Source organism: Cupriavidus sp. 05T313 (genome assembly GCF_056396665.1).
In genome coordinates, this window is record NZ_JBFTLX010000288.1 from 1 (window position 1) to 14,220 (window position 14,220).

The 14,220-nt window shown below is 66.7% G+C and carries 16 protein-coding genes and 2 pseudogenes; all 18 read left to right on the top strand.

Annotated features, from left to right (window positions below; genetic code table 11):
• Positions 1-191 precede the first annotated feature (191 nt).
• The 18 genes and pseudogenes from AC1DKD_RS35995 to AC1DKD_RS36080 all read left to right on the top strand — a co-directional run bounded on the left by AC1DKD_RS35995 (position 192) and on the right by AC1DKD_RS36080 (position 14,178).
• A complete protein-coding gene (locus AC1DKD_RS35995; protein WP_441633774.1) occupies positions 192-674 on the top strand; it encodes a hypothetical protein in 483 nt (160 codons plus the stop codon).
• Between the two features lie 329 nt (positions 675-1,003).
• Positions 1,004-2,011, top strand: coding sequence for a sulfate ABC transporter substrate-binding protein (locus AC1DKD_RS36000; protein ID WP_477144351.1), 1,008 nt, complete (start codon positions 1,004-1,006; stop codon positions 2,009-2,011).
• Between the two features lie 61 nt (positions 2,012-2,072).
• Positions 2,073-2,351, top strand: a pseudogene (locus AC1DKD_RS36005) (NAD(P)H-dependent oxidoreductase); the annotation flags it as partial.
• A gap of 216 nt (positions 2,352-2,567) precedes the next feature.
• Positions 2,568-2,795 carry a hypothetical protein gene (locus tag AC1DKD_RS36010; RefSeq protein ID WP_441633770.1) on the top strand — a complete coding sequence of 76 codons (228 nt, stop codon included), beginning with the start codon at positions 2,568-2,570 and terminating at the stop codon, positions 2,793-2,795.
• 26 nt (positions 2,796-2,821) lie between these two features.
• On the top strand, positions 2,822-3,022 hold the full coding sequence (locus AC1DKD_RS36015) for a hypothetical protein (protein ID WP_441633769.1): 201 nt from the start codon (positions 2,822-2,824) through the stop codon (positions 3,020-3,022).
• A 12-nt stretch (positions 3,023-3,034) separates the two neighbouring features.
• Entirely contained in the window at positions 3,035-4,198 is a 1,164-nt protein-coding gene (gene ssuD / locus AC1DKD_RS36020; RefSeq protein WP_477144352.1) for an FMNH2-dependent alkanesulfonate monooxygenase, read from the top strand.
• 11 nt (positions 4,199-4,209) lie between these two features.
• Positions 4,210-5,019 carry an aliphatic sulfonate ABC transporter permease SsuC gene (gene ssuC, locus AC1DKD_RS36025; protein WP_477144353.1) on the top strand — a complete coding sequence of 270 codons (810 nt, stop codon included), beginning with the start codon at positions 4,210-4,212 and terminating at the stop codon, positions 5,017-5,019.
• A gap of 25 nt (positions 5,020-5,044) precedes the next feature.
• Complete coding sequence (locus AC1DKD_RS36030) at positions 5,045-5,920, top strand: ATP-binding cassette domain-containing protein (RefSeq protein WP_477102490.1); 876 nt, start codon at positions 5,045-5,047, stop codon at positions 5,918-5,920.
• A gap of 205 nt (positions 5,921-6,125) precedes the next feature.
• A pseudogene (locus AC1DKD_RS36035) lies at positions 6,126-6,197 on the top strand (TOBE domain-containing protein); the annotation flags it as partial.
• A gap of 41 nt (positions 6,198-6,238) precedes the next feature.
• A complete protein-coding gene (locus AC1DKD_RS36040; RefSeq protein ID WP_477144354.1) occupies positions 6,239-7,156 on the top strand; it encodes an EAL domain-containing protein in 918 nt (305 codons plus the stop codon).
• Positions 7,153-7,863: an RBBP9/YdeN family alpha/beta hydrolase gene (locus AC1DKD_RS36045; protein ID WP_441634633.1), complete on the top strand. Its 711-nt coding sequence runs from the start codon at positions 7,153-7,155 to the stop codon at positions 7,861-7,863. The genes AC1DKD_RS36040 and AC1DKD_RS36045 overlap by 4 nt, the downstream gene beginning before the upstream one ends.
• Before the next feature lie 192 nt (positions 7,864-8,055).
• A complete protein-coding gene (gene cysT, locus AC1DKD_RS36050) occupies positions 8,056-9,000 on the top strand; it encodes a sulfate ABC transporter permease subunit CysT (RefSeq protein WP_035865018.1) in 945 nt (314 codons plus the stop codon).
• 1 nt (position 9,001) lies between these two features.
• On the top strand, positions 9,002-9,940 hold the full coding sequence (cysW, locus tag AC1DKD_RS36055; RefSeq protein ID WP_477144355.1) for a sulfate ABC transporter permease subunit CysW: 939 nt from the start codon (positions 9,002-9,004) through the stop codon (positions 9,938-9,940).
• Positions 9,937-11,085 (top strand): sulfate/molybdate ABC transporter ATP-binding protein, encoded by a 1,149-nt coding sequence (locus tag AC1DKD_RS36060; RefSeq protein ID WP_477102492.1) that lies wholly within the window; start codon positions 9,937-9,939, stop codon positions 11,083-11,085. Before cysW ends, AC1DKD_RS36060 begins: the two co-directional genes overlap by 4 nt.
• Positions 11,082-12,029, top strand: coding sequence for a CysB family HTH-type transcriptional regulator (locus AC1DKD_RS36065; RefSeq protein WP_477102493.1), 948 nt, complete (start codon positions 11,082-11,084; stop codon positions 12,027-12,029). Before AC1DKD_RS36060 ends, AC1DKD_RS36065 begins: the two co-directional genes overlap by 4 nt.
• 208 nt (positions 12,030-12,237) lie before the next feature.
• Positions 12,238-12,444 (top strand): LiaI-LiaF-like domain-containing protein, encoded by a 207-nt coding sequence (locus AC1DKD_RS36070; protein ID WP_441634641.1) that lies wholly within the window; start codon positions 12,238-12,240, stop codon positions 12,442-12,444.
• Positions 12,441-12,875: a terminase gene (locus AC1DKD_RS36075; RefSeq protein WP_441634642.1), complete on the top strand. Its 435-nt coding sequence runs from the start codon at positions 12,441-12,443 to the stop codon at positions 12,873-12,875. Before AC1DKD_RS36070 ends, AC1DKD_RS36075 begins: the two co-directional genes overlap by 4 nt.
• Before the next feature lie 115 nt (positions 12,876-12,990).
• The gene (locus tag AC1DKD_RS36080; protein WP_441634683.1) at positions 12,991-14,178 is read left to right on the top strand and encodes a sensor histidine kinase; all 1,188 of its coding nucleotides are present in this window, start codon (positions 12,991-12,993) and stop codon (positions 14,176-14,178) included.
• Positions 14,179-14,220: the final 42 nt, after the last annotated feature.

Consider the following 14,220-nt stretch of genomic DNA (forward strand, 5'->3'; position numbering starts at 1 on the left):
CACATATCCAGCCTGCAAGGTTCAATAGCGCCGAGCTTGAGAATAATACCCAGCGCGGACTAACGGCGGGGGGAAACTGTTCTGCAACATATGGAACTCGGTCGTTCTGGTGCCCACACACCGTTTGCGTTGTCTGAGGCCCTGCCGCCACAAGTCTGGAAGGCAATTTCCATTTTCTTGAAGGCGTCAAGATGAAGTGCGGCGATCTCAATGCCCGCGCCGCCACCGTCACCAGCGAGCAAGGCGCGCTGATGGCCGTGGCCCAGGGCGATGTCAATATTGTTGCCGGTGAAGCCGGCAGCAACTGGAGCGAAGGGCGCAAGCACATATCCCGCGGCCTGCTCGGCTCCAGCACCAGGACCAGCCGCGACAGCCTGGAAGAAACCAACGCGGTGGCCATCACCTTCAGCGGCAATAGCGTGGCGGTGCAGGGGCAAAACGTCACGGTCACTGGCAGCAATGTGGTGTCCGATGCGCGCACCGTCATCGTGGCGAAGAACGACCTCAGGGTAGAAGCCGCAACCAACACCCGCAGCGAAAGCCACTTCAAGCGCACCGACAAGACCGGCTTCCCTTCCTCTACAACGGCGGGGTCGCGTGGATGGCAGCCACGGCATTCCGCCATGCCAAGGCCTTCCCGCGGAAAGCTCCTTGGTTGCCATACCGTGGGGTGATCTGTCTTCACGCCAACGGATGATTCTCAAATACGAATTGTACTCATTTGCATTTCTGCAGCCAACCTTCGGCACAACCTGTAGCACGCGGGCATCCCCGCAGCCTCTCGTTGTCGAAGACTGACGGTTTCGACGGTACTCCCTGCGGCATGTCCATATTTCCGCCGAATCTTATGCGGAAAACGTGCAAGGATCGGCGAAACCATTCGTTCCTTTCACATAGCCCCCTCGGTAGTCTTCTTCCCTGACACCAGCCTTCCCACACAAGGAGGGCCTTGAAACGAGGCGCGCAGCCGCCAATTCACGACGACAAGACGGGAGCAAGACAGATGATTCGCAAGCTGGCCATCGGATTGGCGGCACTGGCCGTGATCGGTTCCACCCAGACCGCCTGGGCCAACACCAACCTGTTGAATGTTTCGTACGACCCGACGCGGGAGTTGTACGTGGATGTGAATGCCGCCTTCGCCAAGGCCTGGAAGGCCAAGGGTGGCGACGCGCTGACCATCCGCCAGTCGCACGGCGGCTCGGGCAAGCAGGCGCGTTCGGTGATCGACGGGCTGGACGCGGATGTGGTCACGCTGGCGCTGGGCTATGACATCGACGCCATTGCCGAGAAGGGTCTGCTCAAGGCGGACTGGCAGAAGCGCCTGCCGCACAATGCCTCGCCCTAYACCTCGACCATCGTGTTCCTGGTGMRSAAGGGCAACCCCAAGGGCATCAAGGACTGGRACGACCTSGTSAARCCSGGTGTGCAGGTGATCACGCCSAACCCGAAGACCTCGGGTGGCGCGCGCTGGAACTACCTGGCTGCCTGGGGCTACGCGCTGCGCCAGCCGGGCGGCAACGAGCAGAAGGCCAGGGAGTTTGTTGGCCAGTTGCTGAAGAACGTGCCGGTGCTGGACTCCGGCGCCCGCGGCGCCACCACGACCTTTGTCGAGCGCGGCCTGGGCGACGTGCTGATTGCCTGGGAGAACGAGGCGATCCTGGCAATCAAGGAACTGGGTCCGGACAAGTTCGACATCGTCGCGCCGTCGATCTCGATCCTGGCCGAGCCGCCGGTGGCGGTGGTCGACAAGGTGGTGGACAAGAAGGGCACGCGCAAGGTGGCCGAGGCCTACCTGCAGTTCCTGTACACCGACGAGGGCCAGGAAATCGCGGCGAAGAATTACTACCGACCGATTTCGGAAAAGATTGCGGCCAAGTACGCGGCCAATTTCCCGAAGGTCAAGCTGTTCACCATCGACGAGGCCTTCGGCGGCTGGCAGAAGGCGCAGAAAGCGCACTTCGCCGATGGTGGTTCGTTCGACCAGGTCTACCAGCCCGGCAAGAAGTAATCAGCGGCATGGGCGGGCGCGAACTGCGTCCGCCGCGCCATTCAGTTGAGAAGGAAGCCCGATGTCCATCCTGACCCTGTCCGGCAGTCCGTCCGCCCCGTCGCGTTCCGGGCACCTGCTGGCGCATCTGCGCAGCGGGCTCGAAGTCGCCGGCGAACGCACCAGTCACCTGGCGCTGCGCGAGCTTCCGCCCGCGGCGCTGCTGGCGGCCAGGGTGGACGATCCCGATATCGCTGCCACCATCAGCGCGGTGGGCGAGGCCCAGGTGGTGACCCTTGCCACCCCGGTCTACAAGGCTGCCTATGGCGGCCTGCTCAAGACGCCCCTGGACCTGCTGCCGCCGGACGTACTGCCTGGCACCTTCGGTCGTGCCGCGCAGCGCCCTGTGCCGGCCGAGCGATGTTCCGCCTGAGTTGATGCGGGGGCGCGAGCGCCGCCCGGGGAGAACCAGCCTTATCCGTGATTGCTGCGCCGTCTGCCTTGCAGGCCGGCGGGGGAGCGTGCACCCGCACGCTGCCGGCGTGATCGCGTTTGCATCTTGCACAGGGACATCGATATGAACTCGGCAGTTTTCAAGCATCCCGACGAACGCGATATTCAGGGAACGCCAGCCGGCAACGGCGCGCGACGCCAGCGCGTTGCGGGCACCGGCAACCTGAAGCGCCGCCTGGTCCTGGCAGCGCTGGTTGCAGCCACGGGTCTGGCCTATGCGCTGCTGCCCGGCCGCGCGCAGGCGGAGGAGCCGGTCGATGCGGCGGATGCCGCCTGGCAGGCACAGCGTTGAACGCGGCTGGCAAGCAGGGCCACGCCGTGCGCCGCGCTCGACTGCGCCACGTGCTGATCGCGGCCTTGCTCACTGGCGGATTGGGCGCCGCCTTGCTCGCGCTCGGCCTGGGCACGGCGAAGTGGGGCAGGGCGGCGGCCATGCACGCCGCGACGGCTGGCACCGTGCCTGCGCGGAACCCCGCGATGCCGTCATACCGAATGGACGAAATCAACAAGACAAGCTGAAGAGGCAAAGGCATGCAAGTTTTCTGGTTTATCCCAACGCACGGCGACAGCCGCTACCTCGGCACCTCGGAAGGGGCGCGAGAGGTCAATCTCGATTACCTGAAGCAGATCGCCACCGCCGCCGATACGCTGGGCTACGAAGGTGTGCTGATTCCCACCGGGCGCTCCTGCGAGGACCCCTGGGTGGTGGCCTCCACGCTGGCCGCGGTCACCCGCCGCCTGCGCTTCCTGGTGGCTGTGCGCCCCGGCCTGATGGCGCCCACGCTGGCCGCGCGCATGGCGGCGACCTTCGACCGTCTCTCGGGTGGCCGCTTGCTGGTGAACCTGGTGACCGGTGGCGACGCGTCGGAACTGGAGGGCGACGGCCTGTTCCTGAACCACGCCGAACGCTACGAAGCCTCGGCCGAGTTCATCCGCATCTGGCGCGAGGTGCTGGCCGCCAGCCATGAAAGCGCCGAACTCGACTACGAAGGCAGGCACCTCAGGGTCAAGGGCGCCAAAGTCCTGTTCCCGCCGCTGCAACGGCCGCATCCACCGGTGTATTTCGGCGGCTCCTCGGATGCCGCGCATGAGCTGGCCGGCGAGCAGGTGGACACCTACCTGACGTGGGGTGAACCGCCCGCCGAGGTGGCGAAGAAAATCGCCGACGTGCGCCAGCGCGCCGCGCGCCATGGGCGCTCGGTCAGGTTCGGCATCCGCCTGCACGTGATCGTGCGCGAGACCGACGACGAAGCCTGGGCCGCCGCCGGCAAGCTGATCAGCAAGCTCGACGACGATACCGTGGCGCGCGCGCAGGCCGTGTTCGCCAGGATGGATTCCGAAGGCCAGCGCCGCATGGCCGCGCTGCATGCCGGCGGTGGCGAGCGCAGCCGCGCGGAGCTGGAGATCAGCCCGAACCTGTGGGCCGGCGTGGGCCTGGTGCGMRGCGGCGCGGGCACCGCGCTGGTGGGAGATCCGCACACCGTGGCGGCGCGCATGCAGGAGTATGCGGAGTTGGGCATCGATACGTTCGTGCTGTCCGGCTACCCGCACCTGGAGGAAGCCTACCGCTTCGCCGAACTGGTGTTCCCGCTGCTGCCGCGTTCCGTGCGCGACAAGCTGCCGGGCAAGGTGTTGTCGGGGCCCTTCGGGGAAGTCATGGCGACCGGCATCGTGCCGCGCGCGGCGCAGCGCTGAAGGAGGCCGACATGTCCGCTCCCCTCACGCTCCCGCCGCGCCGCGCCGACTGGCTGAACAAGGTGCTTGGCCCGGCCGCGCCCTGGGCTGTGCCAGTGCTGCTGATCGTGGTGTGGCAGCTGGCTTCACAGTACGGCTGGCTGTCCAATCGCATCCTGCCCGCGCCCTTCGATGTGGTGAAGGCTGCCTGGGGCCTGGCCATCACGGGCGAGCTGTGGCGCCATGTGTGGGTCAGCAGCTGGCGCGCCGTGCTTGGTTTCACCATCGGTGGCGGCTTCGGGCTGTTGCTGGGGCTGCTCACCGGCACGTTCCGGCCGGCCGCGACGCTGCTCGACAGCACCTTGCAGATGGTGCGCAACATTCCCACGCTGGCCCTGATTCCACTGGTGATCCTGTGGTTCGGCATCGACGAGWCRGCMAAGCTGTTCCTGGTCGCGCTGGGCGYGTTCTTCCCGATCTACCTGAACACCTACCACGGCATCCGTTCGGTCGACCCGGGCCTGATCGAGATGGCGAAGAGCTACGGCCTGTCGGGCTGGCGCCTTTACCGCGAGGTGATCCTGCCGGGGGCCTTGCCCAACATCCTGGTCGGCGTGCGTTTCTCGCTCGGCCTGATGTGGGTGATCCTGATCGTCGCCGAGACCATATCGGCCCAGTCGGGCATCGGCTACATGACCATGAATGCGCGCGAGTTCCTGCAGACCGATGTGGTGCTGGTGGGCATCCTGCTCTACGCGCTGCTGGGCAAGCTGGCTGACTTGCTGTCGCGCGGGCTGGAACGTTTCTGGCTGCGCTGGCACCCCGGCTACCAGGCGCACTGAGCCCGCGGCCCAAGGAGAACACGAAATGCAAAGCAACCCGATCGAACAGGCTGCGCTGGCGGACGTGCCAGCGAGCAAAGCCGGCAACGGACTGTCGCTGCGCGTGCAGCAGGTAGTGAAGCGCTACGGCGGGCGCGAGGTGCTGCACGGCATCGACCTGCAGGCCGCCCCCGGCGAGTTCCTCGCCATCGTGGGCCGCAGCGGCTGCGGCAAGAGCACCTTGCTGCGGCTGGTGGCGGGCCTGGAAGACAGCGACGGCGGCGCCGTGACGCTTGACGATGGCCCGGGCCGCAAGCAGCGCGAGGCGGTCCGTGTGATGTTCCAGGACGCACGCTTGCTGCCGTGGAAGAAGGTGCTGGACAACGTGGCGCTGGGCCTGCCTCGCTCAAGGCTGGCCGATGCCGCCAGGGTGCTGGGCCAGGTCGGCCTGGCCGAGCGCGCGGGCGAATGGCCGGCGCGCCTGTCGGGCGGGCAGCGCCAGCGCGTCGCTCTGGCGCGCGCGCTGGTGCATCACCCGCGGCTGTTGTTGCTGGACGAACCGCTGGGCGCGCTCGACGCGCTGACGCGCATCGAGATGCAGGGGCTGATCGAGTCGCTGTGGCAACGCCTGGGCTTTACGGCGCTGCTGGTTACGCACGATGTTTCCGAGGCGGTAGCGCTGGCCGACCGCGTGGTGCTGATCGAAGACGGGCGCATTGCGCTGGACCAGCGCGTGGCGTTGCCACGACCGCGCCAGCGAGGCTCGGCCGCTTTCGCGCAACTGGAGGATGCGGTGCTGCGGCGGGTCATGCAACGCGACGAGGCAGTGGCGGCCGACGCCGTCGGGTATGGCCAGGCACTGGCGCCCGCGGTGGACTGGTCGGTTGCGCGCACGGCCGATTCGGTGCGCTGGGCGATCTAGCCAGTGGCCGGATCAGCGAGTGCAGGCAGGCGGATCACGCAGAAGGCAAGACTGCAAACCAGGTTGCAAACAAGTTTGAGGCAACAGTCATGCCGGCGCAATTGCATGAACCCGGTGCAACCCGCGGCGTAGCCGCGGCAAGTTTGAGCGTGCAACGTCACTCATCGCGGTTCACCACGCAAGGCGCTGAATCAAAGTTTTACGCCTCGGTCTCACCATCGGCAGCGAAGTCGTTGCCCTGGTGAAGGCTACCGAGGTGTCCCTGGCCAAGCTTTGAAGCCTCGCCCGAGGCGCAAGCGCAACGCAAAGGAAATGGCAATGGCAAGCGCGAACGAAACAGGCGCGGGACTGGCGGCACTCACCCATTACCTGGAAGGGCTGCCTCGCCGGCCCGAGAGCGATCGTCAGCTTTGGCGAGACGAGCGTGGGCAGGTGCAGGGCCAGTTCTACAACTGTTCGCTGACCAGTGCCTTCGAGCCGCTCATTACCTTGTCCAGCCACGACGTGGTGGCGCACGAGGGCACGCTGCGCACCTATGCCGRCGACGGTGTCGGCCTGGCGGCGTGGAAGCTGTTCGCGATGGCGGCGGACGATGCCTCGCTGGTGTCGCTGGACCGCCTCTCGCGGCTGGTGCACGCCATCAATTATTTCGCCGCCGATGGCGAGCGCAAGCTGGTGCTCAATGTGCATAACCGGCTGCTGGCGGCGGTGGCCGACGATCATGGCTCGGCCTTCCGGCGCGCGCTGCAATCGCTGGGACTGCCGCTCGAACGGTTCGTGATCCAGGTACCGGCCAGCGCCAACGACGATCTGCCGCTGCTGCTGCATGTGGTGGGCAACTATCGCCGCAACGGCTTTGCCGTCAGCCTGCAGGCATCTGACCCCGCCGAGGCGGGTGCGCTGATGGCGCATGCCTTGCCCGAATGGCTCAAGCTGGACATGCGCCGCAACTGGACCGACCGGCAGCTTGCCGGGTTGCAGGCCAGCGCGGACAGCGCCGGCGTGACCCTGATCGGGCGCCGGCTGGAGAATGCCGAGAACGCCGAGCGGCTGCAGGCGGCCGGCATCGTGCTGGGGCAGGGCAGTTTCACCGGCGCGGCCGTGAGCGCGCGCGACCTGCGCGTGCCGCAAGCGGGGCCTGGCGGCGGTGACGCGGGCAATGAGGAATTCGAGGGCGGGGCGGCCCGGAACGGATCCGGCCGCGTCCCGATGGCGTTCAGCAAGGAGCCGATATGACGCAGACGAAGAGGCCTGCCGCGCCGCACCAGCGCGGCGGGCAGGCGGGCGCCGGCGGGCGCGCCGCCGACGTGCGGCTGAAGGTGCCCAAGGGATTGCAGATCCTGACGGTGCCGGGCTTGCACGGCAGCGGGCCGGGCCACTGGCAGAGCCGCTGGGAACAGCGCTTTCCGGACTGGCAGCGCGTGGAGCAGCACGACTGGTCGCGCCCCAGCCTGCCGCTGTGGGCCGAGCGCGTCTCGGAAAGCGTGATGCGGGCGCAGCGCGTGGCATCGCGCGGGGCCATCCTGGTGGCGCACAGCTTCGGCTGCCTGGCCACCTTGCGCCAGGCGGCGCTGGACGCCGAGGGCATTGCGGGCGCCCTCCTGGTGGCGCCGGCCGACCCCGACAAGTTCGGCGTGGCGGCATTGCTGCCGGCCCGCCGGCTGCCGTTTCCCACCATCCTCATCGCCAGCCGCAACGATCCCTGGATGCAGCAGCGCACTGCCTTCAGCTGGGGCACGCTTTGGGGGAGCGAACTGCACGACGCGGGCCTGGCAGGCCACATCAATGCCGATTCCGGGCTGGACCAGTGGCCCGAAGGGCTGGGCTTGCTTGCCACATTGATACAGCGCATTGAAGCAGACGGCAGCGCCGGACCGTCTGACGACCGCTCGGAGCCTTGGGAAACGGGTGTCGAGGTGTCGTCGACGTTCCCTTATATCTAAAACGCCTAAGAACATACGTAAAGATTCGTTCTGTTTATAAGGCGGGATCTGCAGAATTTGTCTCGTAGGCCGGTGCGTTATGCGCCGGCGTCATAAAGAAGCCCCCCCGTTTTCCCGGATTCCTGGCCCGAGCCTTCGCCTGAATCCTTCTCCGGGTGGTGAATGCGACACTGACGGCACAGACGAGACAACATGCCACCCTCGATTTCCCTGGCGGACACTCCGCCCCCGGCGAGGCCGGATGCCCCGCAGGCGCGCAAGCGCGCGCCCGCCAGGCCAAGCAAGCAGCGCTTTACCGTGCTGCCGGGCTTTGGCCTCTCGCTGGGGTTCACGCTGTTCTACCTGACGCTGATCGTTCTGATCCCGCTGTCGGCCACCTTCCTCAAGACCTTTACGATGAGCTGGGAGGCCTTCTGGAGCGCAATCAGCGCGCCGCGGGTCGTCGCTTCCCTGCAGCTCAGCTTTGGCGCCTCGCTGATCGCCGCCATCGTGAATACCGTGTTCGGACTGGTGGTGGCCTGGGTGCTGGTGCGCTACCGCTTTCCCGGCAAGCGCCTGGTTGACGCACTGGTGGACCTGCCGTTCGCCTTGCCCACCGCGGTGGCCGGTATCGCGCTGACCGCGCTGTATGCCGGCAATGGCTGGCTCGGCCGCTACCTGGAGCCGCTGGGCGTCAAGGTCGCCTTCACGCCGCTGGGCGTGGTGGTGGCGTTGACATTCATCGGGCTGCCCTTTGTGGTGCGCACGGTGCAGCCGGTGCTGGAGGATGCCGAGCAGGAGCTGGAGGAGGCCGCCGCCAGCCTGGGCGCCACCCGTCTGCAGACGTTTCTCCGCGTGATCCTGCCGACCATCCTGCCGGCGCTGCTGACCGGGTTTGCGCTGTCGTTCGCACGGGCCACAGGCGAGTACGGTTCGGTGGTGTTTATCTCCGGCAACATGCCGATGATCTCCGAGATCGCGCCGCTGATGATTTATTCCAAGCTGGAACAATACGACTACGCGGGCGCCACCGCGGTGGCGGTGGTGATGCTGGTGATCTCCTTTGCCCTGTTGCTGCTGATCAACCTGCTGCAAGCGTGGACGCGCCGCCACCATCAGGCCGTGCGCGCCTCCGTGGCGCCGGGCAAGGAGAACTGAAATGGCCGGCGTTGTTACCCAGGGCCTGGGCGGCCGTTCCGCCCCCGCCGCGCGTTTTCGGGATGCCACGGGCGAAGCGCCGTGGGTGCGTTACACCTTGATTACCGTTGCGGTGCTGTTCCTCGCGCTGTTCCTGTTTATTCCGCTGGCTTCGGTCTTTTACGAAGCGCTGCGCAAGGGCGTGCAGACTTATTTCGATTCGCTGGTCGAGCCCGATGCCGTGGCCGCGATCCAGCTCACGCTGCTGGTGGCGGCCATCGCAGTGCCGCTCAACGTGGTGTTCGGCGTGGCGGCGGCGTGGGCCATCGCCAAGTTCGATTTCCGCGGCAAGAACCTGCTGATCACGCTGATCGACYTGCCGTTCTCGGTGTCGCCGGTGATCKCMGGYCTGGTCTATGTGCTGCTGTTCGGCGCSCAGGGCTGGCTGGGTCCGTGGCTGGAGGCACACGATATCAAGATCATGTTCGCGGTGCCGGGCATCGTGCTGGCCACCATCTTCGTCACCTTTCCCTTTGTCGCACGCGAGCTGATTCCGCTGATGCAGGCGCAGGGCAGCGAGGAAGAAGAGGCCGCCATCGTGCTGGGCGCCTCCGGCTGGCAGACTTTCCGCCGCATCACGCTGCCCAATATCCGCTGGGGCCTGCTGTATGGCGTGATCCTGTGCAATGCGCGGGCCATGGGCGAGTTCGGCGCGGTCTCGGTGGTATCGGGCCATATCCGCGGGCTTACCAACACCATGCCGCTGCACGTGGAGATCCTCTACAACGAGTACAACTTCGCGGCAGCCTTCGCGGTGGCGTCGCTGCTGACGCTGCTGGCCCTGGTCACGCTCGGTATCAAGACGCTGGTGGAATACCGGGCGCGCGGCGAGCACAGGGAAGACGACAATTTTGCGCCCGAGAATCCGGTCGCTGGCAAATTGCAAGGACAGGCATCATGAGCATCCAGGTCAAGAATGTGCAGAAGCGCTTCGGTAATTTCGTCGCGCTGGACGATGTCACGCTCGATTTCGACGAAGGCCAGCTGACGGCGCTGCTGGGGCCCTCTGGCTGCGGCAAGACTACCTTGCTGCGCATCATCGCAGGTCTTGAACGGGCGGACGATGGCCAGATCCTGCTGGAAGGGCGCGATGCCTCGCACCAGCATGTGCGCCAGCGCCAGGTCGGCTTTGTGTTCCAGCACTACGCACTGTTCAAGCATATGACGGTGTTCGAGAACGTGGCCTTCGGCCTGCGCGTGAAGCCGCGCGCCGAACGGCCGAGCGAGGCGCAGATCCGGGAGAAGGTGCGCTCGCTGCTGGAGCTGGTGCAGCTCGACTGGCTGGCCGACCGCTATCCGCCGCAGTTGTCCGGCGGGCAGCGCCAGCGCATCGCGCTGGCCCGCGCGCTGGCCGTGGAACCGCGCGTGCTGCTGCTCGACGAGCCTTTCGGTGCGCTCGACGCCAAGGTGCGCAAGGAACTGCGCCGCTGGCTGCGGCGCCTGCATGACGAACTGCACGTGACCAGCGTATTCGTCACCCACGACCAGGAAGAGGCGCTGGAAGTCGCCGACCAGGTCGTGCTGATGAATCGCGGCCACGTCGAGCAGGCGGGCACGCCGGAGGCGGTCTACAACCATCCGGCCACGCCCTTCGTGTTCGGCTTCCTCGGCAACGTCAACCTGTTCCACGGCCGGCTGGAAGTGGGCGAGCGGGGCGGCTTGCTGCACACCGGCGATTCGATCCTGCCTGTCATCGGCAGCGGCCATGAAACCGCCGGCGATGCCGTGGCCTATGTCCGCCCGCACGATCTCGACCTGGAACGCTACGCGCCCGGCGCCGACGGCATCGCCGTGACGCTGCGCCGCGCGCTGACGCTGGGCCCCGTGGCCCAGCTCGAACTGGAGCGCGAAGACACCCAGGAAGTGATTGAAGTGGCGCTGCCTCTCGAACGCTTCCGCCACCAGGGCTTCCGCGAAGGCGAGCTGCTGGCGGTGCGGCCGCGCCAGTTGCGTGTCTTCGTCCAGCCTCAACCCGCAGCACAGGCAAATACACCAACACAATCACAAGCCAGGGCCAATGCTGCCCCGGCGGGAGCCGCACTATGAATTTCCAGCAACTGCGTTCGATCCGCGAGGCGGTTCGCCGCCAGTTCAACCTGACCGAGGTTGCCAATGCCCTCTACACCTCGCAGCCCGGCGTGTCGCGCCAGATCCGCGAGCTGGAGGAAGAACTCGGGGTCGAGATCTTCGAGCGCTATGGCAAGCGCCTGACCGGCCTGACCGAGCCCGGCCGCGAAATCGTGCGCATCGTCGAGCGGCTGCTGCTCGAGGCGGAGAACCTGCGCCAGGCCGGGGACGAATTCGCCGGCCGGCATACCGGCCGCCTGACGGTGGCCACGACCCACACCCAGGCCCGCTACGCCTTGCCCAAGGTGGTGCAGAGCTTCCGCCGCGCCTATCCGCATGTGACGCTGGCGTTGCAGGAAGCCTCGCCGGCGCACATTGTCGAATTGCTGCTGACCGGCCAGGCCGATATCGGCATCGCCACCGAGGCGGTGGCCAGCGAGGCGGGCCTGACTTCCTTCGAGGCTTATACCTGGCGGCATGTCCTGGTGGTATCGCCGGACCACCCGCTGACGCACCTGCCGGAGCCGACGCTGGAGGATATCGCCGGCTTCCCGATCATTACCTATGACGCCGGCTTCACCGGGCGCCGCAAGATCGACGGCGCCTTTGCGGCCGCCGGCCTGCAGCCGGAGATCGTGCTCACCGCCATGGACGCGGACGTGATCAAGACCTACGCGGAACTGGACCTGGGCGTGGGCATCGTTGCCTCGATGGCCTACGACGAGCGCAAGGACGCCGGCCTGGTGCGGATTGCGGCCGACCACCTGTTCGAGCCGAATACCACCAGCGTGGCGGTGCGGCGCGGGGCCTACCTGCGTGGCTACGCCCATGCCTTTATCAACATGTTCGCGCCGCATCTGTCGCGCGACACCCTCACCAGCGCCCTGTCCGAACCCGCGGGCGTGCAGGTGGTCGAGGCCTGAAGACCTCGGGGACACGGGGCCCCGCGGTGCCGGTGGCGCCGCATCCCCGCGTTTCGCGCCRTCCGCTCTCCATTCGTCGCACGCCACTTCCGTCGCGTACTTTGTCGGCGTAAAGTCGCTACAGTCCGTGGCGGAATACACATGCCGTCACATGGCGATGATGCACCGCACTATCGACGGTGCGCGAGTCCCGCACGAGGAGAGGGCAATGAAACGAGGCCGTAGCGGCAGGGGGCTGATTGTCCCGATCATCCTGATTGCGCTGGGCGCGATCTTTCTGGCGCAGAACAGCGGCATCCTGCCCGCCCATATCGTGCGCGAAGGATGGCCGGTGCTGTTGATCGCCATAGGTGCGATCCTGCTCGTGCGCCGTTTCGCCTGGCGCCGTGTCGACCGGCGCGGGCCGGAGCAATGAGCGCGCGCCCGGAAGGGCTGCTGCGCTGGCAGTGGCGCGGCTACGCCCGCAATCACAATCACCCGCGCAGCTTGCTGCTGCACATCGTCGCCGTGCCGATGTTCATGGCCGGCAATGTGCTGTTCGTCTACGGCGCGCTGGCGCTTTCCGTCCCGGCGGTGGCGCTTGGCGTGCTGTGCATGGCCTTGTCCATGATGCTGCAAGGCCGCGCCCACCGGCTTGAGGCTGTCAGGCCCGAACCGTTCGCCGGCCCGCTCGATATCGCGTTGCGCATCCTGGCCGAGCAGTGGATCACGTTTCCGCGCTTTGTCCTGTCGGGCCAATGGTGGGCCGCGTTGCATGGCCGTGCGGCCGGCGATGACGGTAGCGAAGCCGGCGGCAAGGTGGCCCAGCGTACATGCGGGCCGGGCAAAGGGTGCCAGAGCTTATGAGCGGCTATTACAATAGCGATCAGTCATCCCCGACTTGTCCTGCGGCTGCGGTAGCGCCGGCAGGACCGGCGCCATTTTCCCCGTCGCGCAGGGAGGCCTTGCCCACATGAAATCGCTGGATCGGCTAGATCGCTGCCCCGCCGCCATTCCTTCCCGGATCTCGATCCTCGCACGCGACCTGTTGTTCGTGCTGTGCATCAACACCTTGATCGCCGTCAGCCTCAACTATGGCTTCCGTACCGGTGGCTCGTTGTGGCACAACTTCGTCTATAGCCACCTGATCGGCCTGTCGATCTGGCTGCTGATCGATGTCGCCCGCGTGCTGATCTGGTGGAACGAGCGGCCCAGGCGCTGGCCCTTCCTGTGCCTGACCGCCATTGCCGTGCCGCTTGGCGTGATCATGGGCAGCTGGGCGACGCGCATCCTCCTTAACGAGCCGGCGAAGTCCTTCGAGGAAGCCGCCGACACGCTGCGCATGTGCCTGGTGGTCGGCATGCTCGCTTCGGCCAGCATGATCTATTTCTACTGGTCCCGGGAGAAGCTCGCCCACCTGGAACGGCAGGCCGCGCTCGACGCCCTGCAGCGCGAGGAGGCGGAAAAGCAACTGGTGCGCGCGCAGCTCATGGCCTTGCAGGCACAGATCGAGCCGCACTTCCTGTTCAACTCCCTGGCCAACCTGGATTGCCTGATCGCCACCGACCAGCAGGCCGCCCGGCGGCTGCTGCAGCGGCTGATCGGCTTCCTGCGCATGTCGCTGTCGCATACGCGCGCCGAGCAATGCACGCTGCGCCAGGAGTTCGAGTTGCTGCGCAGCTATCTCGACATCCAGGCCCTGCGTTTCGGCACGCGCCTGAGCTATCAGATCGAACTGCCGCCCGAGCTGGCGGAAGTGGAGATCCCGCCCATGCTGATCCAGCCGCTGGTGGAGAACGCGGTCACCCACGGCATCGAGCCATGCATGCGTGGCGGCAGCATCGTGCTGTCGGCGCGCGCGCAGGGCGAGAACGCGGTACAGGTGGTGATCCAGGATACCGGGGTGGGGTTCGGGCATGCCGTGACCAAGGGCTCCGGCCTGGGCCTGACCCATGTGCGCGAGCGGYTGGCGCGTATTTTCGGGGCGTCGGCCAGCATGCAGATGGAAGAAAACACGCCGCGCGGCGTGATCGTCCGGCTGACCTTGCCCGTCGTGCGGCTGGCGGCGCCAGTGCCCGTGCCGGCGCCAGCGCCGGCGCCGGCCAGCGCCCCTGCCGGACTCGGGATGGCCCCCGTTACCCGTGCCGCGCATGGCGTTTCTCATCCCTGAGGCGGCTGACTGCCACAGCCGCCCCGGTCTCAACCGCCGTTC

Excerpts from the sequence above, each read along its gene's own strand:
- AC1DKD_RS36045 (WP_441634633.1), top strand. The coding sequence starts at position 7,153 with ATGACGCAGACGAAGAGGCCTGCCGCGCCGCACCAGCGCGGCGGGCAG.
- AC1DKD_RS36030 (WP_477102490.1), top strand. The coding sequence starts at position 5,045 with ATGCAAAGCAACCCGATCGAACAGGCTGCGCTGGCGGACGTGCCAGCG.
- AC1DKD_RS36065 (WP_477102493.1), top strand. The coding sequence starts at position 11,082 with ATGAATTTCCAGCAACTGCGTTCGATCCGCGAGGCGGTTCGCCGCCAG.
- AC1DKD_RS36060 (WP_477102492.1), top strand. The coding sequence starts at position 9,937 with ATGAGCATCCAGGTCAAGAATGTGCAGAAGCGCTTCGGTAATTTCGTC.
- AC1DKD_RS35995 (WP_441633774.1), top strand. The coding sequence starts at position 192 with ATGAAGTGCGGCGATCTCAATGCCCGCGCCGCCACCGTCACCAGCGAG.
- cysT (WP_035865018.1), top strand. The coding sequence starts at position 8,056 with ATGCCACCCTCGATTTCCCTGGCGGACACTCCGCCCCCGGCGAGGCCG.
- AC1DKD_RS36070 (WP_441634641.1), top strand. The coding sequence starts at position 12,238 with ATGAAACGAGGCCGTAGCGGCAGGGGGCTGATTGTCCCGATCATCCTG.
- AC1DKD_RS36075 (WP_441634642.1), top strand. The coding sequence starts at position 12,441 with ATGAGCGCGCGCCCGGAAGGGCTGCTGCGCTGGCAGTGGCGCGGCTAC.
- AC1DKD_RS36010 (WP_441633770.1), top strand. The coding sequence starts at position 2,568 with ATGAACTCGGCAGTTTTCAAGCATCCCGACGAACGCGATATTCAGGGA.